The sequence below is a fragment of the Nocardioides panzhihuensis genome (assembly GCF_013408335.1).
Taxonomy (GTDB): Bacteria; Actinomycetota; Actinomycetes; order Propionibacteriales; family Nocardioidaceae; genus Nocardioides; species Nocardioides panzhihuensis.
Genome location: NZ_JACBZR010000001.1, coordinates 4,123,664 through 4,147,535, shown reverse-complemented (window position 1 = coordinate 4,147,535; position 23,872 = coordinate 4,123,664). Strand labels below are relative to the sequence as shown.

The 23,872-nt window shown below is 69.0% G+C and carries 16 protein-coding genes; 10 read left to right on the top strand and 6 right to left on the bottom strand.

Going from position 1 to position 23,872, the window contains the following annotated elements; genetic code table 11:
* Positions 1 to 26 precede the first annotated feature (26 nt).
* Entirely contained in the window at positions 27 to 752 is a 726-nt protein-coding gene (locus BJ988_RS19605) for a formylglycine-generating enzyme family protein (RefSeq protein WP_343051695.1), read from the bottom strand.
* Positions 753 to 1,052: 300 nt separating this feature from the next.
* On the opposite strand from BJ988_RS19605, the gene BJ988_RS19600 reads away from it, so the two are divergent.
* Genes BJ988_RS19600 through BJ988_RS19590 form a run of 3 tightly spaced genes read left to right on the top strand, consistent with a single transcriptional unit; the run spans position 1,053 to position 3,323 of the window.
* The gene (locus tag BJ988_RS19600; protein ID WP_179659612.1) at positions 1,053 to 1,484 is read left to right on the top strand and encodes an FAD synthase family protein; all 432 of its coding nucleotides are present in this window, start codon (positions 1,053 to 1,055) and stop codon (positions 1,482 to 1,484) included.
* Positions 1,481 to 3,085: a class I SAM-dependent methyltransferase gene (locus BJ988_RS19595; protein WP_179659611.1), complete on the top strand. Its 1,605-nt coding sequence runs from the start codon at positions 1,481 to 1,483 to the stop codon at positions 3,083 to 3,085. Before BJ988_RS19600 ends, BJ988_RS19595 begins: the two co-directional genes overlap by 4 nt.
* Before the next feature lies 1 nt (position 3,086).
* Positions 3,087 to 3,323, top strand: a complete 237-nt coding sequence (locus BJ988_RS19590; RefSeq protein WP_179659610.1) for a DUF6752 domain-containing protein — start codon at positions 3,087 to 3,089, stop codon at positions 3,321 to 3,323.
* 29 nt (positions 3,324 to 3,352) lie between these two features.
* Here the strand turns inward: BJ988_RS19590 and BJ988_RS19585 are convergent, their stop codons facing one another.
* Both BJ988_RS19585 and BJ988_RS19580 read right to left on the bottom strand, forming a co-directional pair.
* Entirely contained in the window at positions 3,353 to 3,985 is a 633-nt protein-coding gene (locus tag BJ988_RS19585) for a response regulator (protein WP_179661597.1), read from the bottom strand.
* Entirely contained in the window at positions 3,982 to 9,306 is a 5,325-nt protein-coding gene (locus BJ988_RS19580) for a HAMP domain-containing protein (protein WP_179659609.1), read from the bottom strand. Before BJ988_RS19580 ends, BJ988_RS19585 begins: the two co-directional genes overlap by 4 nt.
* A 174-nt stretch (positions 9,307 to 9,480) precedes the next feature.
* Between BJ988_RS19580 and BJ988_RS19575 the strand changes: the two genes are divergently transcribed.
* Entirely contained in the window at positions 9,481 to 11,616 is a 2,136-nt protein-coding gene (locus tag BJ988_RS19575) for a SpoIIE family protein phosphatase (protein ID WP_179659608.1), read from the top strand.
* 22 nt (positions 11,617 to 11,638) lie between these two features.
* Here BJ988_RS19575 and BJ988_RS19570 read toward each other — a convergent pair whose 3' ends face one another.
* Entirely contained in the window at positions 11,639 to 12,481 is an 843-nt protein-coding gene (locus BJ988_RS19570; protein WP_179659607.1) for a helix-turn-helix transcriptional regulator, read from the bottom strand.
* 102 nt (positions 12,482 to 12,583) lie between these two features.
* Here BJ988_RS19570 and BJ988_RS19565 point away from each other — a divergent pair, with 102 nt between their 5' ends.
* The 6 genes from BJ988_RS19565 to BJ988_RS19540 all read left to right on the top strand — a co-directional run bounded on the left by BJ988_RS19565 (position 12,584) and on the right by BJ988_RS19540 (position 19,469).
* Positions 12,584 to 13,342 (top strand): SDR family oxidoreductase, encoded by a 759-nt coding sequence (locus BJ988_RS19565; RefSeq protein WP_179659606.1) that lies wholly within the window; start codon positions 12,584 to 12,586, stop codon positions 13,340 to 13,342.
* A gap of 43 nt (positions 13,343 to 13,385) precedes the next feature.
* Positions 13,386 to 14,852, top strand: coding sequence for a bifunctional UDP-N-acetylglucosamine diphosphorylase/glucosamine-1-phosphate N-acetyltransferase GlmU (glmU, locus tag BJ988_RS19560; protein ID WP_179659605.1), 1,467 nt, complete (start codon positions 13,386 to 13,388; stop codon positions 14,850 to 14,852).
* Positions 14,853 to 14,926: 74 nt separating this feature from the next.
* The gene (locus BJ988_RS19555) at positions 14,927 to 15,901 is read left to right on the top strand and encodes a ribose-phosphate diphosphokinase (RefSeq protein ID WP_179659604.1); all 975 of its coding nucleotides are present in this window, start codon (positions 14,927 to 14,929) and stop codon (positions 15,899 to 15,901) included.
* A 22-nt stretch (positions 15,902 to 15,923) separates the two neighbouring features.
* A complete protein-coding gene (locus BJ988_RS19550; RefSeq protein ID WP_179659603.1) occupies positions 15,924 to 16,454 on the top strand; it encodes a putative immunity protein in 531 nt (176 codons plus the stop codon).
* 560 nt (positions 16,455 to 17,014) lie between these two features.
* Positions 17,015 to 18,169, top strand: coding sequence for a 13E12 repeat family protein (locus BJ988_RS19545; RefSeq protein ID WP_179659602.1), 1,155 nt, complete (start codon positions 17,015 to 17,017; stop codon positions 18,167 to 18,169).
* A gap of 214 nt (positions 18,170 to 18,383) precedes the next feature.
* The gene (locus BJ988_RS19540) at positions 18,384 to 19,469 is read left to right on the top strand and encodes an IS110 family RNA-guided transposase (RefSeq protein ID WP_179656809.1); all 1,086 of its coding nucleotides are present in this window, start codon (positions 18,384 to 18,386) and stop codon (positions 19,467 to 19,469) included.
* An 838-nt stretch (positions 19,470 to 20,307) separates the two neighbouring features.
* On the opposite strand, the gene BJ988_RS19535 is transcribed toward BJ988_RS19540, so the two are convergent.
* Both BJ988_RS19535 and pepN read right to left on the bottom strand, forming a co-directional pair.
* Entirely contained in the window at positions 20,308 to 21,324 is a 1,017-nt protein-coding gene (locus BJ988_RS19535) for an LCP family protein (RefSeq protein WP_179659601.1), read from the bottom strand.
* A gap of 49 nt (positions 21,325 to 21,373) precedes the next feature.
* Positions 21,374 to 23,794, bottom strand: a complete 2,421-nt coding sequence (gene pepN / locus BJ988_RS19530) for an aminopeptidase N (protein WP_179659600.1) — start codon at positions 23,792 to 23,794, stop codon at positions 21,374 to 21,376.
* Between the last annotated feature and the right edge of the window lie 78 nt (positions 23,795 to 23,872).

The window sequence follows — 23,872 nt, the reverse complement described above, 5'->3', positions numbered from 1 at the left end:
CGGCGGGTAGGGGCGCAGCGCTGGCGTCAGCCGGTGATCGTTCGGGCGAGGCGTAAGCCCAGGTCGTCGAAGGCAGCCTGCGGGTTGGTCTTGCGGCGGACGCCGGCCCGGCAGCTCCAGTGTGGGTCGCTCCAGCCGCCGCCTCGGATGATGCGGTACGACCCGTACACCTCTGCGTTATAGAGGTCCCAGCACCATTCCCACACCCCGCCCAAGGTGTCGAACAGCCCCCAGGCGTTGGGCATCTTCTTCGCGACCGGGTGCAGGGATCCTTGGGAGTTGTCCGCGTACCAGGCGATGTCGTCCAGGTTGCCGTAGCGAGGGCCGGTCGAGCCTGCCCGGCAGACGACCTGCCATTCCGCGTCCGTGGGTAGCCGATACCCGTTCGCCTCTCGGTCCCACGTCACGCACCAGTCGTCGGGTGCCGGTTCGTCGTGCGGAGTCCAGGTGCTGTTCTGCCGGACAGGTGGCTCGACCGTCGTGATGGCGTACGGCGGGGTGAGCCCGTCCCTCAGGGACATCTCGTTGCAGAACGAGACTGCTTGGCGCCAGCTGACATCGACCTTCGGGAGGTCTCCCTCACTCGGCGCGGTCACCGTGTCGAACACCGCGTTCCACTGCCGGACGGTGATGACCGTCGTAGCGATCTCGATCGGATCGACTTCGACCGTCCAGGTCCGCCCGGTCCGGCGGTCCACCATGGCCTCGGCGACAGGGCCCCCGGAAGGCAGTCGAACCATGTCGATCAGCACACGTGCATCCTCTCGTACGATGTCGAATGGGTGACGCCAGATCGAGTGTCGCTCTGAACCCCCGGTCTGCTCGTCATCCTCGGGGTCATGCCGCCCGCGTGAGCGGGGTTCCGGCGGAAATGGCCATGCGCTGTTCACTTTCGGGTAAGGTCACCGGGCTTCCTGTGGACGTCCGCGTGTCGCGCTGGTGATTCCGGAGATGTGCGGGGAGACATGGATACTGGCCTGTATCTGGGCCGTGGGGGAACAGGGTGTAAAGTCGCCCAAACTACTCGACAAACACTTGGAGGAAGCGTGGGCATGGGACCGGTCATCGGTTACGTACCTGGCGTGTTCGATCTCTTCCACATCGGTCACCTCAACATGCTTCGCCAGGCGCGCGAGCGCTGCGACACGTTGATCGCGGGTGTGGTCTCCGACGAGGTCTGCGAGACGGCCAAGGGGATCATCCCGACCGTCCCGCTCGTCGAGAGGCTCGAGATCGTCGAGGCGATCGGCATCGTGGACGCGGTCTACGCCGAGCGCACCACCAACAAGGTCGACTCCTGGCGCGAGGTCGGGTTCACCCACCTCTTCAAGGGCGATGACTGGAAGGGCACCGAGAAGGGTGACGCCCTCGAGATGAAGATGGCCTCCGTCGGCGTCGAGGTCGTCTACTTCCCCTACACCCTCCAGACCAGCAGCACCGCTCTGCGGAAGGCGATCGCGCGAGAAGGTGCCCAGGTCTCGTGACCGTCAGCGCCCTCACGCCCGGCGAACAGTTCGAGATCTCCGACGAGGGGGTCCTCGTCCGGGACTCCGCCACGCAGGTCCTGATCCTCTCCGTCGACGGCCAGTACGTCTGGTCCCTCACTCCCGAGCGTGACGGCCACCCGGCCGACGGCGGCATCTTGGTGCCGTGGCCGAACGTCCTCACCCGCTTCCTGAACGGCTCGGCGACGGTCACCATCGCCGACTACGAGGGCGAGGTTCTCTTCGAGGAGAAGGTCTCCCTCGGCACCCACGAGGGCGTCATCTCGATCGTCGACGGCAGCGGCAATCCGCTCAGCGTCGACAAGGTCGGCCACCTGACCCGCGCGTTCGAGGCCACCGACACCCGCATCCGCGAGGAGATCCTCGACGGCACCCAGCGTGTCCTCGCCGACCTCCGTGACGTGGTCGGCGTCGAGGCCTACCTCAACTACGGCGCGCTCCTCGGCGCGATCCGCGAGGGCCGGATGCTCGGGCACGACTCCGACACCGACGTCTGCTACCTCTCCAAGCACACCGTGCCCGCCGAGATCATCACCGAGTCGTACGCCATCGAGCGCACCATGCGCGAGCGCGGCTGGAACGTCCTGCGGATGTCCGGTGGCGACATCAAGGTGCTGCACCAGGTCTCCGACGGCCGCAAGGTACACATCGACATCTTCGTGGCGTTCTACGTGCCCGACGAGGTCGGCGAGCCGGTCTTCTACCAGCTCGGCAACCGCTCCGGCCGGCTGCGCCGCGAGGCGATCGTGCCCGTGTCGACGATCAACCTGCACGGCTACGACTTCCCGGCTCCCGCCGAGCCCGAGGAGATGCTGGCCTTCATCTACGGTCCGCAGTGGCGCACCCCGGACCCGTCGTTCAAGTACGCGGACCCGCCCGCCGGCGTACGTCGCCTGGACGGCTGGCTGCGGGGTTTCCGCACCGACATGGGGCACTGGACCGAGTTCCACGGCAACCGCGGCGGTGACCTCGAGGGCAAGCAGTCGTCCTTCGGTGAATGGGTCCTCGAGCAGCTGCCCGAGGACGCCAAGGTGGTCGACATCGGGGCCGGTGCGGTCGGGCGCGATGCGCGTTACTTCGCCCGCAAGGGTCACCAGGTGCAGGCCATGGACTTCTCCCGCGCCGCTGTCGCGGCCATTCGCCGACGGGCCAACCGCAACAAGCTTTCGATGAACGCCGACCAGCTCATCCTCGGCGAGCTCCGGCAGACGTTGACGCTGGGCGCGCGGCTGGCCCGCGACCCGCACCACCTCTACGCCCGCGACCTGATCGGCTGCCTCGACAAGGCCGCGCGAAGCCAGCTCTGGACCCTGTCGAAGATGGCGCTGCGTCCCGGCGACGGCAAGCTCTATCTCGAGTTCGCGGTCACCGGGGAGGAGGAGCTCCCCGAGCCGAAGCCCGAAGGCCTCGTACGTCGCGTCGACCCCGCCGTCGTCCAGGCCGAGATCGAGGCGGCCGGCGGAGTGGTCGAGCACCTCGAGATCAACGACGGGCAGGACATGCTCGGCGACCCGCTGCCGGGCGTCGCGCGGCTGCGCGCCTCGTGGCCTTCCCCCAGACACCGTGCAGAAGGAAACTGACATGTCCGACGAATCCAGCATCAAGAACATCGCGCGCGGTGCGCGCGACGCGGCCCGTACGCGTGCCTCGCTGGTCCGCCGCATCGAGGCGCTCGAGGCCGAGGTGCAGGAGCAGCGTCAGCTCAACCGGCGCGTCGCCGAGCTGACCGACGTGGTCGCCGAGCTGCTCATCCCGCTGCAGGACGCCGACAAGGAGAAGGCGGAGAAGATCCTCGCGGAGTACCGCTCCCGGATCTGAGTCTCCCCGGCCCGATCACCGCGGTCTGATCACCCCAGCGCGTCGAGGGCCTGTCTGAGGTCGTCGATCCGCTGTCCGAGCCGACGGCGGGCATCGCCCCCGGGGCCCATGTCGGCACCGTTGTCCAGGTCTGCCACCGCCTCCTCCACGCCGGTGAGCCGCGAACGGAGATCCGCGACGAGGTCGACGTCGACCCGCCCCGGCGCCGAGGCGTGGCGCCCGTCCAGAGACCGGCGTAGCAGGTCTGCTTGTGTGCTGAGCTTGCGGCTCGCGTGCCACAGGTCGACGAAGACCTGCACCTTCGCGCGCAGCAGCCACGGGTCGAACGGCTTGGTGAGGAAGTCTGCGGCGCCGGTCGCGTAGCCGCGATAGGCGAGATGGGTGTCGAAGTCGCCGGCGGTCAGGAAGATGATCGGGACGTCCTTGGTGCGCTCCCGCGCCTTGATGCGGGTGGCCGTCTCGAACCCGTCCATCCCAGGCATCTGCGCGTCCAGGAGGATCAGCGCGAAGTCGTCGTGGAGCAGAGCACGGAGGGCATCCTCCCCGGAACCGGCGCGGATCAGGGTCTCGTTGAGCGAGCCGAGGATGGCCTCGAGGGCCACCAGGTTGGCCGGCCGGTCGTCCACCAGCAGGATCTTCGCCCTCCCTTCGCGCTCGCTCATGACAACCACGACCGGAACAGTGCGAGCAGGTCGGTGACATCGACCGGCTTGGTGATGTACTCCGAGGCGCCGGCGGCGATGCTGTCCTCCCTGTCGCCCGTCATCGCCTTCGCGGTCAGGGCGATCATCGGCAGGCTCTTGAACTGCGGGTTGTCGCGGATGATCCGCATCGCGCTCAGGCCGTCCATGCCCGGCATCATGATGTCCATCAGGACGAGATCGACACCCGGCTCGCGCTGCAGCGCCTCGATCCCGGCCTCGCCCGACTCCGCGTAGAGGACGTCGATGCCGTGCTGCTCCAGCGCGCTGGTCAGCGCGAAGACGTTGCGTACGTCGTCGTCGACGATCAGGATCCGCCGGCCCGCGAACTGGCCGTCGGCGTCGGGCTCGGGGACGTACGTCCGTGGGGTCGACTCTGCGGTGCGGCCCAGCAGAACGCTCACGTCGTCGATCACCTCCTCGGTGGTTGCCGGGATCTCGAGGGTCATCGCCTCGGTGTATCTGGCCAGCCGGTTCTGCTGGGCCCTGGTCATCTCGCCCAACCTGCTCAGCACCACCGGGATGTCCTTGGTGCGCTTGTGGCTGCGGATCCAGCGGAGTACGTCGAAGCCGCCCTCGCCCGGAGGCAGGTCCAGGACCACGCAGTCGACCTCACGCTCGGCCAGGACGGCCCGAGCGCCCTCGGGTGACGACTCGACGACGGTCTCGACCTCGTCGACCGATCCGAACATCGCCTCCACGACGGCGCTGGCGCCGGAATCCTCGCTGCCGCCGCTGATCACCAGCAGCAGCTGGCCGGCCCGGTTCCCGGCCTCGCTCTGCTCGCTGACGGCGGGTGTCGCAGGCTGGGCCTCGGTGGTCTCGGAGCTCGTCCGGGGGACGTAGAGGGTGAAGGAGCTGCCGTGCCCCGGCTCGCTCTCGACCTGGATCTCGCCGCCGATGAGGTGGGCGACCTCGCGGCTGATCGAGAGGCCCAGACCCGTGCCGCCGAACTTGCGGCTGATCGTGCCGTCGGCCTGCTGGAACGCCTCGAAGATCACCCTCAGCTTCTCGGGCGGGATGCCGATGCCGGTGTCGACGACGGAGAACGCCAGCACCGCGTCCGCCTGTTGCAGACTGCGCATCGAGAACCGCTCGCCGGAGGCGTTGCGGATCAGGAGCCGGACGTCGCCCCTGTCGGTGAACTTGACCGCGTTGGAGAGCAGGTTGCGCAGCACCTGCTGAAGGCGGTGCTGGTCAGAGCGCAGCACGCGAGGTACGTCGGGGTCGACGCTGACGATGAAGTCGAGGTCCTTCTCCGCGGTCAGCGGCCGGAAGATCGCCTCCACGTACTCGACCACCGAGGTCACGGCCACGTCGGTGACGTGGACGTCCATCTTGCCCGCCTCGACCTTGGAGAGGTCAAGGATGTCGTTGATCAGCTGGAGGAGGTCGGTCCCGGCACCGTGGATGGTGCGTGAGTACTCCACCTGGCGGGAGTTGAGGTTGCCGTCGACGTTGTCGGAGAGCAGCCGAGCCAGGATGAGCAGCGAGTTGAGCGGCGTACGCAGCTCGTGCGACATGTTGGCCAGGAACTCCGACTTGTAGCGCGAGGAGACGGCGAGCTGTTCGGCGCGCTCCTCCAGGCCGCGCCGGGCCTCCTCGATCTCGAGGTTCTTGATCTCGATCGCCTGGTTCTGGTCGACGAGCTGGCGGGCCTTCTCCTCGAGCGCCGCGTTGGTCTCCTGGAGCTCGACCTGCTGGCGGGCGCCCTCGTCCTGCCGGTCCTGGAGCTCGGCGGCGAGGCGCTGCGACTCGACCAGCAGCTCCTCGGTGCGGGAGCTGGCCATGATCGCGTTGAGCGAGACGCCGATCGACTCGGCGAGCTGCTCGAGGAACTGCATGTGGACGGCGCTGAACGGCCGGAAGGAGGCGAGCTCGACGACGCCGATGACCTTCTCCTCGAAGACGACCGGGAGCACCACGACCGAGGTCGGCGCGGCCGAGCCGTGTCCGGAGGAGATCCGAAGGAAGCCTGCCGGCACGTCGCGCACGATGATCGGCTGGCGGTCGTAGGCGGCCTGCCCGACCAGGCCCTCGCCGACGGCGAAGACGTCGGGGACGTCCGGGCTCGGCTGATAGCCGTAGGAGGCGATCCGGCGCAGGACCTTCGGTCCGATGTGCTCGGCGGTCTGGTCGGTGAGGAAGATCGAGCCCTGCTGGGCGCCGACCAGCGGGGTGAGCTCGGAGACGATCAGCCGCGCGACCTCGAGCAGGTCGCGTCCGCCCTGCATGTGGCCGGTGAACCGGGCCAGGTTGGTCTTGAGCCAGTCCTGGTCCTCGTTGGCCTTCGTGGTCTCCCTCAGCGAGTCGATCATCTCGTTGAGGTTGTCCTTCAGGTCGGCCACCTCGCCGGCGGCACCGACGGTGATCTGTCGACTCAGGTCACCCTGCGTCACCGCGGCGGAGACCTCGGCGATCGCGCGCAGCTGGGTGGTCAGCGTCGAGGCGAGCTGGTTGACGTTCTCGGTGAGCCCGCGCCAGGTGCCGGAGACGTCGGCGACCTCGGCCTGGCCGCCGAGCTGTCCCTCGGTGCCGACCTCGCGGGCGACGCGGGTGACCTCGTCGGCGAAGGACGAGAGCTGGTCGACCATGGTGTTGACCGTCGACTTGAGCTCGAGGATCTCGCCTCGGGCGTCGACGGTGATCTTCTGGGAGAGGTCGCCGCGGGCGACGGCGGTGGTGACCTGGGCGATGTTGCGGACCTGGTTGGTGAGGTTGGAGGCCATCGAGTTCACCGAGTCGGTGAGGTCCTTCCATGTGCCGGCCACGCCGCGTACGTGTGCCTGACCGCCCAGCGATCCCTCGGTGCCGACCTCGCGAGCAACGCGGGTGACCTCGTCGGCGAACGTACGCAGCGTGTCGACCATCGCGTTGAGGGTGCCGGCGAGGGCGGCCACCTCGCCGCGCGCCTCGATGGAGATCTTCTGGGACAGGTCGCCCTGGGAGACCGCCTTGGAGACCTGGGCGATGCTGCGGACCTGGTTGGTCAGGTTGGAGGCCATCGAGTTCACCGAGACGGTCAGGTCGCGCCACGTGCCGGCGACGCCCGGCACCTGGGCCTGGCCGCCGAGCATGCCCTCGGTGCCGACCTCGCGGGCAACGCGGGTGACCTCGTCGGCGAACGACCCGAGCTGGTCGACCATGGTGTTGATGGTCGACTTGAGCTCGAGGATCTCGCCGCGGGCGTCGACGGTGATCTTCTGGGTGAGGTCGCCGCGGGCGACGGCGGTGGTGACCTGGGCGATGTTGCGGACCTGGGAGGTCAGGTTGGACGCCATCGAGTTCACCGAGTCGGTGAGGTCCTTCCAGGTGCCGGAGACGTCGTGCACGTCGGCCTGGCCGCCCAGGCGGCCCTCGGTGCCGACCTCGCGGGCGACGCGGGTGACCTCGTCGGCGAAGGAGGAGAGCTGGTCGACCATGGTGTTGATGGTCGACTTGAGCTCGAGGATCTCGCCACGCGCGTCGACCGTGATCTGCCGGCTCAGGTCTCCGCGGGCGACGGCGGTGGTGACCTGGGCGATGTTGCGGACCTGGGCGGTCAGCGTGCCCGCCATGAAGTTCACCGAGTCGGTCAGGTCGCGCCAGGTGCCGGAGACGCCGGGCACCGCCGCCTGGCCGCCCAGCTGACCCTCGCCGCCGACCTCGCGGGCCACGCGGGTGACCTCGTCGGCGAAGGCGGAGAGCTGGTCGACCATGGTGTTGACGGTGGTCTTGAGCTCGGCGAGCTCGCCGCGTACGTCGACGGTGATCTTCTGGGAGAGGTCGCCGCCGGCGACGGCGGTGGTGACCTGGGCGATGTTGCGGACCTGGTTGGTCAGGTTGGTGGCCATCGAGTTGACGGAGTCGGTGAGGTCCTTCCACCGGCCGCCGACGCCCGGCACCTCGGCCTGGCCGCCGAGCATGCCCTCGGTGCCGACCTCGCGGGCCACACGCGTCACCTCGTCGGCGAAGGCGGAGAGCTGGTCGACCATGGTGTTGACGGTGGTCTTGAGCTCGGCGAGCTCGCCGCGTACGTCGACGGTGATCTTCTGGGAGAGGTCGCCGCCGGCCACCGCGGTGGTGACCTGGGCGATGTCGCGAACCTGGTTGGTCAGGTTGGTGGCCATCGAGTTGACGGAGTCGGTGAGGTCCTTCCACCGGCCGGCGACGCCGGGGACCTCGGCCTGGCCACCGAGGCGGCCCTCGGTGCCGACCTCGCGGGCGACGCGGGTGACCTCGTCGGCGAAGGTCTGCAGGGTGGCGGTCATCGAGTTGAGCGTCTCGGCGAGCTCGGCGACCTCACCGCGCGCGGTGACCGTGATCTGCTGTGACAGGTCTCCGCGGGCGACGGCCTTGGCGACCGAGGAGATGCCGCGCACCTGGGAGGTCAGGTTGGAGGCCATCGTGTTGACCGAGTCGGTCAGGTCGCGCCAGGTGCCGGAGACGCCGCGCACGTCGGCCTGGCCACCGAGGCGGCCCTCGGTGCCGACCTCGCGGGCGACGCGGGTGACCTCGGCGGCGAACGAGGACAGCTGACCGACCATCCGGTCGACGGTGTCCTTGAGCTGCGCCATCTCGCCGGAGACCTCGATGGTGACCGTGCGGGACAGGTCGCCGTTGGCGACCGCGGTGGTGACCTCGGCGATGTCGCGGACCTGGGCGGTCAGGCGCGAGGACATGGTGTTGACCGCCTCGACGAGATCGCGCCAGGTGCCGGAGGCGTTGCGCACGCGGGCACGGCCGCCGAGCTTGCCCTCGGTGCCGACCTCGCGGGTGACCCGGGCGATCTCCTCGGTGATCGTGGCGAGCTGGGCGACCAGGCTGTTCACGCTCTTGGCGACCAGCAGCGGGTCGCCCTTGAGGGCGCGGCTGCCGTGGCGTACCGCCATCGTCTGGGTCAGGTCGCCCGCGGAGACTGCCGCGACGACCCGGGCGACCTCGGCGGTCGGACGCACCAGGTCGTCGACGAGACCGTTGGCGTCCTCGACGGCCCCGGCCCAGGAGCCACCCCCGACGCTCGGCCGGAGCCGCTCGTCGTGATGACCGCCGCGGCCCGCGTCGCGGCGTACGCGGGCGAGCTCGTCGCTCAGGTGGCTCAGCCGATCGGCGATCTCGTTGTGGAGGGAGGCGAGGTCTCCGAGCGGGCCGTCGACGGGCTCGATCCGCCCGGTGAAGATGCCGTCGCGCATCGCGGTCATCGCGTCCTTGACCCGGCGCAGCGCGATCGGATCGACGGGCACCTGCTCGGGGAGCGTGGTGTCGGTCGTTGCGTCCGCCGACGGGCCCGGCGATGAGGGCATCTCGCCTCCTCTCGCGCTGGATCGCGCGTCCTCTGAAGTGTCGCACCCACCGGCTCGTAGTGGCTGAGAAACGGCCGTTCACCACCGATTCTGATAGTTCCCTGACCTACGCGCCGGTACCTTCGCCCGATCAGTGCCTTTCCGGGCCGAACGGGTGCAGAATCGTCGGTGGCCATGAGGACCAGAGCCAAGACGCTGTCGCGCACCTTTGAGCCGGCACCCACGTCGGTCTCCGAAGCGCGCCACTTCGCACGGACGGTGCTGGCCGGATGGGGTCTCGACGACCTCCTCGACGATGCCGTGCTGCTCACCAGCGAGCTGGTGACCAACGCGGTCACCCATGCCGGCACGCCGATGACGGTGGCGGTCGTCCGTGAGGCGGACCGGCTCCGCATCGACGTGTTCGACCAGCACCCCAACCGGGTGCTCCCGGTCGGCGTGAACGCCCGTCCCGGAGCCGGCGAGCACGGTCGCGGACTCCTCATCACCTCGGCGCTGTCGACGGCCTGGGGAGTGGAGTATCGCAAGAATCACAAGCGAGTGTGGGCGGCGTTCGCGCTGGTCGAGGAGACTCTCGACGCCGATGCTCCCGGAGCCGGCGGCCCGGAGGTCCAGGACGTACGCCGCCGCAGGGCCGAGTCCGCCGGCCAGGATCCGCTGGGACTGGGCGGGTTGGTGCTCAACCAGCTCCCGCTCACGGACATGCTCGACCTGGTGGTGGAGCAGACCCGGGAGCGGTTCGGTGCCGATGCCGCGTACCTTCTGCTCGAGGACGAGATGGACGACCAGTTCGTGGTGGCCGCCACGAGCGGTTCCGCTGCGCCGGTCCAGGGGCGGAACGTACGTCGCGGCGAAGCCGGCGCTCCTGGTCTCAGGGCGTCGTTTCGGCCGTTGTCGATCGTCGACCTGCGGGCGACGCCGGTCGATCTGCTCCGGGGGCTCGAGCTGCGCTCGCTGGTCACCGCGCCGGTGGCCTTCGACGGCCGGGTGATCGGGACCTTGGCGGTCGCACGGTCCGAGCCGAGCAGCTTCACGACCGAGGACGGCGCCGAGCTCCAGCGGATCGCGGACTGGGCGGCAGCGGGCGTCGACCGGGCATCCACCCGGGCGGCCGACGGCGAGCGACGCGGCTGGCTGGCGTTCCTGGGCGAAGCCAGCGTGATGCTGGCAGGGTCGCTGGACCTGGAGACGACGGCGGCGATGACCGGGCAGATCGTCGTGCCTCGACTGGCCACCTGGTGCGGGATCCACCTCAACGATGCCCGGGACCGGCCCCGGCTCCAGTTCGCCTGGCACGCCGACGAGCAACAGCTCGACGCGTTGCAGGACGCCCTCGAGAAGGCCACCCCTGAGGATCGAGAGACGCCCACCGAGCCCGACTTTCCCGGCGAGGTCGCGATCCTTCCGCTGGAGGCACGCAACCGGATCATCGGCTGGCTGACCCTCGGGCGTCCCGCTGGTGAGCCGCTGCGCCGAGAGCGACTGATGGTCGCCGAATCGATCGCCCGCCGGGCGGCGCTGGCCATCGACAACGCGCGCGCCCACACCGAGCTGCACGAGATCGGCCAGTCCCTGCAGCGCAGCCTGCTGCCGGCGGTGCTCCCGGAGATCCCCGGCGTCGACATCGGGGTGGGCTACGAGCCGACGGGGGAGTTCAACGACGCCGGTGGCGACTTCTACGACATCTTCGCGCTCGGAGCCGGGCGCTGGGGCTTCATGGTGGGCGACGTGTGCGGTGTCGGGCCGGAGGCGGCCACGGTCGCCGGGATGTCGCGCCACACCGTACGGGCGCTGATCCGGGCCGGTATCCCGATCGCACCGACACTGGAGCGGCTCAATGCCGCGATCTGCGACGAGGGGCAGCGAGGCCGGTTCATCACGATGGTCTGCGGGACGATCGAGGTCACCGCGGCCTCCCGGTTCCGACTGCGGCTCGTCTGTGCCGGCCATCCGCCGCCGTTCCTCGTCACCCGGGCCAGGCCGGGCGTCCCGGCCCGCCGGGTCGGCCGGCCGCAGGCTCTGCTCGGGGTGCTCGACGCGGTCGACTACATCGAGGACGAGGTGACGCTGGAGCGCGGCGATCGGTTCGTCGTCGTCACCGACGGTGTCCTGGAGCGCCGTGCAGAGGCGTCGGTGGAGTCGATGTTCGAGGAGGCCGGGGTCGAGGCCGTGCTCGCCGCCGGCATCGGCACCGGGGCGCAGGCCGTCGCGGACCGGCTGCTGCGCGCGGTCGCCGACTTCTCCACCACGCCGCCCTCCGACGACATGGCCGTCCTCGTCCTCGATCTGGGCAAGGGCCTGCCGGGATAGGTCTGGTCCGCTTGGACGATCTCTAAGGCGCGCTGAACTCCTCGTGGCCGAGGACGGCGAGCAGCCGGATCTTCTCCTCCGCCTCGCTTCCGGGCACGGGGGTCAGCACCAGCAGGGCCTGACCCTGGTCCTGGGTGAACAGCAGTTGGCAGTCGACGTCGATCGGGCCCACCTGCGGGTGCAGGAGTGTCTTGTGGTCCTCGAACCGGTGGGTGACCTCGTGCCGATCCCACAGCTCGCGGAACTCGTCGGACCGGGTGCTCAGGAGGCGGACGAGCTCGTCGGCGCGAGAGCGTTCGCCGAGAGCGCCGTAGGCCATCCTGAGTGATGCGACCAGGCCGCGGCCGTGGTTGTCGTGGTACTCCGGCGGGTAGACATCGCGGGTCGAGGGGTCGGTGAACCATTGATAGGACTCGAACCGGTCCCAGCCGGTCAGCGCCGGGCGGTCGCCGAAGATCGTGGTCGCGAGACTGTTGGCGACCAGCGTCTCGCCGAGCGCGGACAGGATCATGGCGGGGGTGTCCTCGAGCCGGTCCAGCACGCGCAGCAGCGCCGGAGCGACGTGGCCGTCCTCGAACGTACGCCGCGGGGCGTTGTGGCCGGCCAACCGATAGAGATGGTCGCGCTCGTCGACGGTGAGCCGGAGGCTCCGGGCGAGCGCCGACAGCATCTGGTCGGAGGGCTGCGGACCGCGCTGCTGCTCGAGACGTATGTAGTAGTCGGTCGACATCCCGGTCAGGGCGGCGACCTCCTCGCGGCGCAGGCCAGGTGTGCGTCGGCGCGGCCCGACCACCAGACCGACGTCCTGCGGGCGGAGCGTCTCCCGACGGCGGCGGAGAAAATCGGCGAGCGAGGCACGGTCCATGGCATCCATCATGCGGTGCGGGCTCGCCCGTAACCAGGGATCGCCGATCCCACGATCGTCAGGTCTCTCCCGCAGACGGATCAGTCGCCGCAGTGTGGAGGCATGAACATCACCGGAAACACCATCTTCGTCCCCGGAGCGACGTCCGGGATCGGTCTCGCTCTCGCCCTGCGCCTGAAGTCGCGTGGGAACACCGTGATCATCGGCGGGCGGCGTACGTCGCTGCTCGCCGAGCTGGCCGAGGCCCACGGGTTCGAGACCGTCCGCATCGATACCGCCGACGCCGCGTCGATCGCGGAGGCGACCGCCGATGTGGTCGGCCGCTTCCCCGACCTGAACGTGCTCGTCGCGATGGCCGGGATCATGCGCCCCGAGGACTGGACCACGCCGGGCTTTCTCGCCGATGCCGAGGAGACCGTCGTGACGAACCTGCTCGGCCCGATCCGGCTCATCGACGCGTTCGTGCCGCACCTGCGTGAGCGTCCCGGGGCCACGATCGTGACCGTCTCCTCGGGGCTGGCCCACACGCCGTTGCGGTTCACGCCCACCTACAACGCGACCAAGGCGGCGATCCACCAGCTCTCCGAGTCGATCCGGATGCAGCTCGCTCCGATCGGGATCCAGGTCACCGAGCTGGTTCCGCCGGCGGTGCGGACGGCGCTGATGCCGGGCCACGAGAGTGCCGATCACGCGATGCCGCTCGACGCGTACGTCGACGAGGTGATGACGCTCCTCGAGGCGGATCCCGAGGCCCGCGAGGTGCTCGTCGAGCAGGTGAAGCTGCTGCGCTACGCCGAGGTCCGCGGCGACTACGACCAGATCGTCGGCGTCCTCAACGCCGCCGAGGAACGGGTCCGCTGACCCTGTCCAGGATCCCGAGGCGGGGACCCTAGACTGAGCCAACATGAGCGAGCTCACCGTGATCGTGCTGGCCGCCGGGGGCGGCACCCGGATGAAGTCCAAGACTCCCAAGATGCTCCACCAGATCGCAGGGCGGAGTCTGGTGGGCCACGTGCTGGCCGCGGTCTCGGAGGCCGGAGCGTCCCGGGTCGTCGCGGTCGTGGGCCACCAGCGGGAGCTGGTCGAGCCGCACATCGCCGAGATCTTCCCCGAGGCCGCGATCGCGGTCCAGGAGGAGCAGCTCGGCACGGCGCACGCGGTGCGGATGGCGGTCGAGACGGCGTCGGTCACTGCCGGGACGGTCGTGGTGACGTACGGCGACACGCCCCTGCTGCGCGGTGAGTCGCTGCGCGCGCTGGTGGCCGACCACGAGGCCGCCGGGCGCGCCGCGACGATCCTGAGCGGGATCGTCCCGGAGCCCTTCGGCTACGGCCGGCTCCTGCGTGCCAGTGATGGGCCCAGTGCGGGGGTCAGCGGGATCGTCGAGGAGAAGGACGCGACCGACGAGCAGCGGGCGATCACCGAGATCAACTCGGGGATCATCGCCTTCGACGGGGCTTTCCTGGCCGGCGTACTGCCCAGGATCGGCAACGACAACGCCAAGAAGGAGTTCTACCTCACCGACGCGATCGCGCTGGCCGTCGCTGACGGGCTGGGCGTGGACGCGTACGTCCTCGACGACGTCAGCGAGGCCGAGGGTGCCAACGACCGGGCTCAGCTCGCCGCGCTGGGGAAGATCCTCAACGACCGGATCGTGACCCGGTGGATGAAGGACGGGGTCACGGTGATGGACCCGGCCACGACCTGGATCGACGCCGATGTCGAGCTCTCGCCCGACGTCACGATCCTGCCGGGCACCCAGCTGATCGGTGCCACCCGGATCGAAGAGGACGCGGTGGTCGGCCCCGACTGCACGCTGAAGGACACCGAGGTCGGCCACGGCGCCCGGGTGGTGCGTACGCAGGCAGAGCTCGCCGTCGTCGGACCCGGTGCCGAGGTCGGGCCGTTCTCGTACCTGCGCCCGGGCACGGTGCTCGGCGAAGAGGGCAAGATCGGCGGCTTCGTCGAGGTCAAGAACTCGACGATCGGCGTCGGTGCCAAGGTGCCGCACCTGTCCTACGTCGGAGACGCGACGATCGGGGAGGGCTCCAACATCGGGGCCGGGACGATCTTCGCCAACTACGACGGGGTCAACAAGCACAAGACCCGGATCGGACGCCACGTGAAGTCGGGGTCTGGTGTGACCTTCGTCGCTCCGGTGGTCGTCGGAGACGGTGCGGCGACCGGTGGCCAGGCCCTGATCCGGGAGGACGTGCCGGCCGGTGCGCTGGCCGTCTCTGCAGGTCAGCAGCGGACCATCGAGGGATGGGCGCTGTCGAGGAGGGCAGGCACGCCGCAGGCTGCCGCTGCCGAGGAGGCGCTCGAGGCCGGCGTACCCATCATCGGTGAACCCCTGGCGACAGGGGAGTGACGTCGGGGGTTGGGTCAGGCGGTGTAGTTGATGGAGAATCCAAGAGCAGTGACCCCGGGGGTAGGAGCCAGCACATGACCAAGCGCACCACCGAGAAGCAGTTGATGCTCTTCAGCGGCCGGGCTCACCCGGTCTTGGCCGAGGAGGTCGCTGACCTGCTTGGGACGAAGCTGACACCGACCGCGGCCTACGACTTCGCTAACTCCGAGATCTACGTACGCTACGAGGAGTCGGTGCGCGGTTCGGACGCGTTCGTCATCCAGTCGCACACGGCGCCGATCAACCAGTGGCTCATGGAGCACCTGATCATGGTCGACGCGCTGAAGCGGGCCTCGGCCAAGCGGATCACCGTCGTCATGCCGTTCTGGGGCTACTCCCGCCAGGACAAGAAGCACCGTGGTCGCGAGCCGATCTCGGCGCGTCTGGTCGCTGACATGTTCAAGACCGCGGGTGCGGACCGGATCATCTCCGTCGACCTCCACGCCGACCAGCTCCAGGGCTACTTCGACGGCCCTGTCGACCACCTGATGGCGCTGCCGCTGCTGACCGACTACATCAAGGACAAGTACGGCAACCAGCCGCTCGCGGTCGTGTCGCCCGACGCCGGCCGGATCAAGGTCGCCGAGCGGTGGGCGGCGCGTCTCGGTGGGGCGCCGCTGGCGTTCATCCACAAGACCCGCGACATCAACCGGCCCAACGAGACCGTCGCCAACCGTGTCGTGGGCGAGGTCAAGGACCGCATCTGCATCCTGACCGACGACATGATCGACACCGGCGGCACGATCGTGAAGGCCGCCGACGCGATCATGGCCGAGGGTGCGGCCGGTGTGATCATCTGCGCCACCCACGCGATCCTCTCGGACCCGGCCGTCGACCGGCTCAAGAACTCCACGGCCCTCGAGGTCGTCATCACCAACACACTCCCGGTGCCGGAGGAGAAGCAGTTCGACAAGCTCACCACGCTCTCCATCGCCCCCATGCTCGCCCGCGCAATCCGTGAGGTCTTCGAGGACGGCTCGGTGACCTCGATGTTCGACGGTCACGCCTGAGCCTCGCTTCTTTCGCGTCCCTGTGTCCGGCGACTTCGAGCTGACGACGGACGAGCTGCGGGTCGTCGCCCGCTACGTCGCCGAGTCCGCAGCCGAGGTGCTGCCGGTCTTCGAGGCGGCTCGCCCCGACGACCGTCGACCCAGGCTGGCGCTGGACGCCGCCTGGGAGTTCGTCGGTGGTGCGAGGCGTACGAAGCTGCAGCGGGTCACCTCCATGGACGCTCATCGCGCGGCTGCGGACGCGCCCAACGAGGCCTCTCGGCTGGCGGCGCGTTGTGCCGGCGACGCTGCCTCGGCGGCCTATCTCCATCCGCTCGCCGACGCTGCTCAGGTCGGGCACATCCTGCGTGCTGCCGCGAGCGTCGCTCGGATCGAGCAGATCGACGCCTCTGGGGATCCTGGGGCTGCTTCGGTCTCGTTGGACCGTGCTGTTGCTCGGGCGACGCCGGGGGTTGTGGGGGTTCTCTTGCGGTATCCCGCCGTTTCTTCTGGGGGGAATCGTGTCGCTTCGCTCATGTGTGAGCTGGATGGGCGGTTGAGGGCGCTTCGCTGAGGTTGTCGTCCGAGGTGGTCTAGCTTGTCTCGTCTCGGTGGTCGATCTTGTCGAGACCCGACTCCGCTGGTCGAGCTTGTCGAGACCCGACTCCGCTGGTCGAGCTTGTCGAGACCCGACTCCGCTGGTCGAGCCGCCGGAGCCGCTAGGCGGAGGCGTGTCGAGACCAACACAGTTCCCTGCCGGATCGTCCCACCCGAAGGCCGGACAGGGCCGCCGACCCGGCTTCGAGGGTCTTCTCGACCTGTCCCGGAGTCAAGGACGCCCTCCGGGCGCCGGCTCCGCCGGCCGCTTCGCGGTCCTTGACACCGGACCACGTCGAGAAAGATTTGGCTGGCTATCGGGGCGGCGGCCCGGGTGTGGCGCAGCGCAATTTTGCTTCGGAACGATGGTGTTCGTGGGGTGGGAGGGTGGCCCTCCGGGCCACTTACCCTCCACAGGTATGAGGTCGTTCGCTCACCGCGAAAACACCGGTTGACCTGCATAAATAGGTGTTCAAGAAGGCTGGGTTGGAGTAGAATCGGAGGCACTACGACACGCCTTGAAGGGAGGTGGCAGCCATGAGCATCGACCACTGGGGCATCAACCCCGCCGACGTCATCGAGTCGGCTCTTGCTGCCATCGAGACCTCTCTTGAAGAGCTCCTTGCCATGGACCCGACCTACTGGCGGACTAGTCAGAAGGAGGACTTCCTGGCGAAGGTGGAGAAGCTCCAAGCCCAACAAGCGGCGTTGACGCTGCGGGTGCTGGCTGTCTCAGGTGATATCGCCGCAGAGACCGGAGACAAGGACGCGTCCGCCTGGATGCGTGCCGAGCTGCTCGTCGACAAAGGTGCCGCGCGGTCGCAGATCAAGCTCGCCACCTCGGTGGCCAGATACGAGCTGGTTTCTGCCGGCCTCGCTGAGGGCGTCGTCTCCGAGGCGAAGGCCCGAGTGATCACCAAGGCCCTCGACAAGGTCGAGACCGACCCGGCCGCCACCGTCGAGGACCTCGTTCTCGCTGAGAAGCTCCTGGTCGAGTACGCCACCCAGTTCACGGCCAAGGAACTGCGGGTCGTCGGTAGACGGATCCTGCTCGAGGTCGACCCCGCCCGGTTCGAGGCAGCCGAAGCCAAAGCGTTGTTGGCTGAAGAGGAACGCGCCCAGCAGAAGACCGCCCTGCGGGTCTGGGACAACCACGACGGCACCATCGGCTTCGACGGTGTCCTCCCTGTTTCGATCGGGATGCGCTTCAAACGGCTGGTCGAGGCCTACGCCCAACCCCGCAAGCAGCAGCTGGTCGACAAAGGCGCCCCGCTCCCGCCGTGGGAGCGGATGATGGGACAAGGCTTCGCCCGCCTGATCGAGACCATCGACCCGAATGTGCTGCCCCGACACGGTGGCGACGCCACGGTCGTGAATGTGGTGATCTCGCTCGAGGAGCTCCGCAAAGAGCTCGGCACCGCGACCCTCGGCTACGACGAGACCAACGGGACCACCATCACCGCTGCTGAGGCCCGGCGGATGGCGTGCAACGCCACCATCATCCCCTGGGTCCTCGGCGGCGACAGCGAAGTCCTTGACGCCGGCCGGGCCAGCAGGTTCTTCGTGCCGATCCAACGCAAAGCACTCCGGTTGCAGCAGAAGTGCTGCCAAGCCGAAGGCTGCGACATGCCACCGGAATGGTGCGACGCCCACAGAGAGGATGTCGGTGCGTCATCTCGTGTGGCGGCCTGACTCTGAGCGCTCATTGACGGCGCGAGCATGAAGCGCGCCTGTCCTGAAATGGATTGGTCGACCGTTGCACGAGGTGGCGTGCTGTCAGACCACCGGCACGCTGGGCGTGACTTGATAGGAGCCTGCTAGGAACACGCCCATCTCTGTGTTGTCCGCCCTGGCGATGCCGGTGGTCTGTCCATCCACCCGACGAGGAGAGGACGGCATCACCAGCATGACGAATCGAAGCGAGGATCGCGAGGTGATCGGCGGCGTCGATACCCACGGCGCCACTCACCACTGCGCTGCGCTCGACGCGCGAACAGGGAAGTTGCTGGGCGACAGCGAGTTCCCAGCAACTGCGAAGGGCTACGCCCAAGCCCTCAAGTGGCTGCAGCGGTACGGGAGGGTCGAAGCGGTCGGGGTCGAGGGAACCGGGTCTTACGGAGCAGGGCTCACCCGGTACCTCACCAGCCGCGACGTGGTCGTCATCGAGGTCGTCCGCGCGAACCGTCAGGCCCGGTATCTGCAGGGCAAGTCGGACCCTCTAGACGCGATCAATGCTGCGCGCGCCGTGCTGGCCGGCATGGCCACCACGGTCCCCAAGACACGCAACGGGAACGTAGAAGCGATCCGAATGATCCAAACCACCAGGCGCAGCGCCTCGAAAGCACGCAAGGCCGCGATCAACCAGATGCACGGCCTGATCTACTCCGCTCCCGAACCACTGCGCGAACAGCTGCGAGGGCTCAACCGCGCCGCACTGGTTGCCCGCTGCTTACGCCTGCGACCAACGACCTCAACCCAGTCCGGGGAGCTGACAGTCATCGCCAAGACGATGCTGCGCCGACTCGCACGGCGCGTTCAAGCTCTCGATGAAGAGATCGAGGAAGCCAACCAGCAACTCACAGAACTCGTTCAACACGCAGCGCCCGCCCTGCTCCAGGTCTTCGGCGCCGGACCTGAAGCAGCTGCGCAACTCCTGACCACCGCAGGAGAGAACCGCGACAGGATCTCAACCGAGGCCTCACTCGCACGCCTCTGCGGTGTCGCCCCGATCCCAGCCAGCAGCGGCAACACAACCCGGCATCGACTCCACCGCGGCGGCGACCGGAGAGCCAACTCCGCGATTCACATGATCATCATCAACCGGCTCCGATGGCACGAACCCACCAAGGCCTACGTCACCCGCCGCACCGCCGAAGGAAAGACCAAAAGCGAGATCATCCGATGCCTCAAGCGCGCGGCCGTCCGCGAGCTCTACCGCGCTCTCCTGACAGACCTCAACAAACCAGCCGCAGAGCACGAACCCGCCGCTTGACATGCATAGGAGCATCCATCTCGACCCGTGGGCAGTCGGCGGAAGAACGAACCTGAAAGACGGAGTCCTGCTCTGCCCGCATCATCACCGTCTGGCGCACAACCCTGCCTATGTTCATGAGCGGCTACCCGACGGCACCGTTCGGTTCACCCGCCGTCCCTAAACCGGCAGAGCGAGACCCACCCGCGAATGCCTCGCCTGCGCGGACACCTTCTCCTGCCCCAGGCCACGGCGGCTTCGCTTGGGCCCTCGATGTGGACCTGGGTGGCCTCACGTCAACGGGTTCAAACCTCGTCGACGCACTTCGCAGAGACGCGAAGTGACTCGCGCCCTCCTGCAGTGGCCCATTGCGGTCATGACTCCCTAGGGCCATGACTGCTGCCAGGCCTGGTGATCCCCAACTGGGCGGAGCTTTCCCCACGTCTGCGGACCTTTCCCACTCGCACGGAACTTCCCCACGCTCCGGAGAGTGGGAATGCTCCGTTGGCGTGGGGGACCGTGCGGAGGAGTGGGAAGCTCCCGGCCCGGGAGTCGTCGCCGGAAAGCGGCGGCTTTGTGAGCGATTCACAAGGTGTCGCCCACCGGCGTAGGCACCGAGGACCCGGGTGCCCTGCCCCGGCAGCACGCCAGCCACGACTCCGAAGCCCGTACCCAACCGACAACCGCTGCGCCAAACCCCGCCGCCGACCCGATGACCAGCCAAAATTCTCGACGGATCACGGTGTCAAGGATCGCCGCAGGCGACCGGCGAAGCCGGCGGCCGAAGGCCGTCCTTGACTCCGGGAGCCGGCGAGAACACCATCCAATACAGGGTCGGCGGCCCCAGCCCCGAGGAACCTCAGCTGACCGTCCCGCCGGTCACGACCTCGGGGTTCTCAGCCAGCCACACATCCATCTCGTCCTCGCGCATCGCGTCCCAGAGCTGCCGGCCCTTGCGCTTGTCGAGACGAACGATGCTCTGCGTGCCTTCCTTGCCGAGCCCTGCGACGGGGGCGGTGAAGAAGGTCAGGTCCGAAGAGGGCATTCGAGCCAGGTCGAGGGCGAGGTCGCGGAGATCACCGCCCGAGAAGCCGGAGTCGACGGTGAGGTGGCGGGTGATGATGTCGAGGAGGTCGTAGGCCTTCTTGGGGTTCTTCGGGTCGACGCTCTGGCGCAGGCCGCGGAGGATGGAGCGGAGGACGTACTGCTGGCGCTTGACCCGATCCAGGTCTCCTCCCGGGAGGCCGTAGCGCTGGCGGACGTAGAGCAGAGCCTCCTCGCCGCTGAGCAGGTGGGTGCCCTTGGTCCAGGTGTGGTTGCGCGCCGAGTCGTGGACGGTCTCGGGGACGTAGACCTCGACGCCGCCCAGCAGGTCGCCGATCTCCTCGAAGCCGGCCCAGTCGACCCAGGCGACATGGTCGATGCGTACGCCGGTGAGCTTCTCGACTGTCTGCACGCTGAGTCGCGGGCCGCCCTGGGAGAAGGCGGCGTTGACCTTGGCCTTGCCGTGGCCGGGGATCCGCACCCAGGAGTCCCGGGGGATCGAGACGACCGAGGCCGAGCGGCGGTCCGCGCTGAGATGGAGCAGCATCATCGTGTCCGCCCGCTGCTCACCGGGCGTCCACGACCCTGTCGCCCCGCTGCCGGTGGTCGCCTTGCCGCCGGTGCGCCCGTCGGTGCCCAGCAGCAGGATGTTCTGCGCCCCCGCGGCCGCGTCGCTCGCCGGCTCCGGACGCTCCTCGAGACCGGCGAAGACGTCGACGGTCTGCACCTGACGATCGAGCCGGTGGGCGAGATACCAGCCGGAGCCGCCGACGGCGACCACGAGCACGACGAACGCGATCCCGACGCCGAGCCAGATGCGCGACTTCTTCATGGCCGTCCTCAGAGGGTGGGGGTCGAGGGCGACAAGAGGCTAGTGGGCACTACTCGCGGTCGTCGAAGTGGTCCTCCCAGGAACGCCGCAGGATCGTCGGTACGTCGCCGGCCAGGGCGGCACGGAGTGCGTCGAGCTGGCCGGCGTCGAGAGCGATCCGAGGAAAAGCGCGCCCGACCTCGATGGCGAAGGCCTGACCACGCGTGGCGAGCGCCGGGGCCTCGGCGAGATAGGCGGCGACGTAGGGACGAAGCAGATGGGCCTGCTCGGCGACCCACATGCCCGATGCCAGCGCACCGAAACGACGGTTGTCGACGCCGGGAGCGAGCATCGCCGACCAGGCGGCGTCCTTCGCGACCGTCGAGGGCCGGGCGGCGAGGGCGCGGAGCGCCCCGAGGTCTCCCTCGACGGTGCCGTCGCGGTCGCGCTCGGCGGCGATGAGACGCGCGTCGGCCTCCCCGAGGGAGGCGAGGCGTACGACCGCCTCCCAGCGTGTCGTCGGCAGCAGCGGGACGCCGGCCGCGATCCGGTCGGTGTCCAGCCAGTCGCGCAGCAGCCCGGCGTCGGCGCTGGTCGCGGCCAGGGTTGCGGCCCAGGCCAAGGCGCGCTGCTCGTCTTCCCCGGAGGTCGCCAGGCCCGCGGCGGCCGCGGCTGCGACCCGGGCCACCGCCCCCGCGGCGTACGAGGCCGGCACCCGCTGCGGAATCACCACGGACCGAGCCTCTGAGAGCACGCCCTCGATGATGTCCGCGCGGGTCTCGGCGGGCAGGTGTGTCTCGACCAGGTCGAGGAAGTCGTCGGCGGAGAGGTCGCGCGAGCGCACCTGGAGGGCGGTGGAGGACCAGAGCACGGCACGTACGAGCGGGTCCTCGATCCGGGACAGCCCGCCGGAGAGCGTCTCCCACGATGCGGGGTCGAACCGCAGCGCGGCGAAGGTCTCGCCACCGGCGTTGGGCACGACCGTGAGGCCGGCGAACTCCGGCAGCGACAGCGGCTCGGCCCCCAGCTCGACCCGCCTGCGCCCGACGAGCCGGAGCGCGGAGTCGTAGGCGGCCACGGTGAAGGCGTGCGGCCGGCTTCCGTCGCGCTCCAGCACGGGCACGTCCCCCTCGCGCCGAACCGCCACCGTGTCGAAGCCGGGTCGTCGGAGCCAGGCGTCGACCCAGCCGCGTACGTCCTTCGTCGAGCTCGCCTCGAGCGACTCGACGAAGTCGGCCAAGGTCGCGTTCGCGAAGCGGAATCGGGTCAGGTGACGGTTGACCCCCGCCATGAACTCCTCGTCACCGAGCCAGAAGGCCAGCTGCACCAGGCAGGCGCCACCCTTGGCGTAGGAGATGCCATCGAAGATGGTCGCGGCGGTGTCGACGTCGGGTACGTCGGTGGCGAGCGGGGCGACCGGGTGGGTCGAGCGCCGCGCGTCGGAGCGGTAGCCCCACGGCTTGCTGCCGATCTCCACCTCGACCCGCAGGTCGGAGAAGCCCGCCCCGGCCTCCGCGACCCGGTAGCCCATGTAATCGGCGAACGACTCCTGCAGCCAGGTGTCCTCCCACCAGGTCATCGTCATCGAGTCGCCGAACCACATGTGCGACATCTCGTGGGCGATGATCACCGCGCGGATCGCGCGCTGGGTGTCGGTGATCGCGCCGCGCGGCAGCAGCTCGTCGCGGTAGGTCACGCAGCCCGGCATCTCCTGCGCACCCCAGTTGAGCCCGGGCACGAAGACCTGGTCGTAGGAGTCGAAGGGGAAGGGCTCGTCGATGAGGTCGGCGTAGTGGGCGAAGCACGCCTCAGACGTACGCCGCAGCTCGGCCGCGTCTCGGTCAAGCTCGGCCGCCAGCGACCGCCGGGCGTGCCAGCCGAAGTCGAGGCTCGTCCCGGAGTCGAGCTCGGCGGTCCACCGCACCGAGTGCCACGGCCCGGCCGCGACCACCAGCAGCGCCGGCGGGATCGGGGGAGTGGTCGCGAAGACCCAGCGGCCGGCGTCGTGCGAGACGACGGCTCCGTTGGCGAGGACGGTGTCGGCCGGATCGGCGCTCACCGAGACCGCGAACGTCGCCTTGAGATCGTTCTGGTCGAAGCAGGCGAAGACCTTGGCAGCGTTGTCCATGCCCAGGTAGGCGGAGACGTAGCGGGACCCGTCGGCGGGGTCGGTGAACGTGTGCATCCCGTCGCCGTCGGTCGTGTAGGGCAGCGTCGCGATCACCTCGACCTCGTTGACCGCCTCGGTCGACAGCCCGGTCAGAGGCAGCCGCCCACCGTCGTACGCAGCCTCGACCGCCGCCCCGTTGACGAGCAGCGACACCGTGAGCGCGCCCTTCAGCTCCAGGAACGTCTCGGCGGCCGCGGACCGGAACCTGACCCTGGTGAGACTGCGAAAGGTCTCGAGGCCGGTGACGTCGAGATCGAGGGAGTAGGAGACGGAGCTGAGCACGCCGGCCCGGGCGCGGGCCTCGTCGAGTGTGAGGGACACGACTGCCAACGTACGTCCTCGCAGGTCAGCACGCGCGCGCATTTCGCTGTGAGCGTGATCCGAGGATAGGCTGTGGCA

Excerpts from the sequence above, each read along its gene's own strand:
- BJ988_RS19535 (WP_179659601.1), bottom strand. The coding sequence starts at position 21,324 with ATGAAGAAGTCGCGCATCTGGCTCGGCGTCGGGATCGCGTTCGTCGTG.
- glmU (WP_179659605.1), top strand. The coding sequence starts at position 13,386 with ATGAGCGAGCTCACCGTGATCGTGCTGGCCGCCGGGGGCGGCACCCGG.
- BJ988_RS19600 (WP_179659612.1), top strand. The coding sequence starts at position 1,053 with ATGGGACCGGTCATCGGTTACGTACCTGGCGTGTTCGATCTCTTCCAC.
- BJ988_RS19590 (WP_179659610.1), top strand. The coding sequence starts at position 3,087 with ATGTCCGACGAATCCAGCATCAAGAACATCGCGCGCGGTGCGCGCGAC.
- BJ988_RS19570 (WP_179659607.1), bottom strand. The coding sequence starts at position 12,481 with ATGGACCGTGCCTCGCTCGCCGATTTTCTCCGCCGCCGTCGGGAGACG.
- BJ988_RS19575 (WP_179659608.1), top strand. The coding sequence starts at position 9,481 with ATGAGGACCAGAGCCAAGACGCTGTCGCGCACCTTTGAGCCGGCACCC.
- BJ988_RS19540 (WP_179656809.1), top strand. The coding sequence starts at position 18,384 with ATGACGAATCGAAGCGAGGATCGCGAGGTGATCGGCGGCGTCGATACC.
- BJ988_RS19585 (WP_179661597.1), bottom strand. The coding sequence starts at position 3,985 with ATGAGCGAGCGCGAAGGGAGGGCGAAGATCCTGCTGGTGGACGACCGG.
- BJ988_RS19580 (WP_179659609.1), bottom strand. The coding sequence starts at position 9,306 with ATGCCCTCATCGCCGGGCCCGTCGGCGGACGCAACGACCGACACCACG.
- BJ988_RS19565 (WP_179659606.1), top strand. The coding sequence starts at position 12,584 with ATGAACATCACCGGAAACACCATCTTCGTCCCCGGAGCGACGTCCGGG.
- BJ988_RS19545 (WP_179659602.1), top strand. The coding sequence starts at position 17,015 with ATGAGCATCGACCACTGGGGCATCAACCCCGCCGACGTCATCGAGTCG.
- BJ988_RS19555 (WP_179659604.1), top strand. The coding sequence starts at position 14,927 with ATGACCAAGCGCACCACCGAGAAGCAGTTGATGCTCTTCAGCGGCCGG.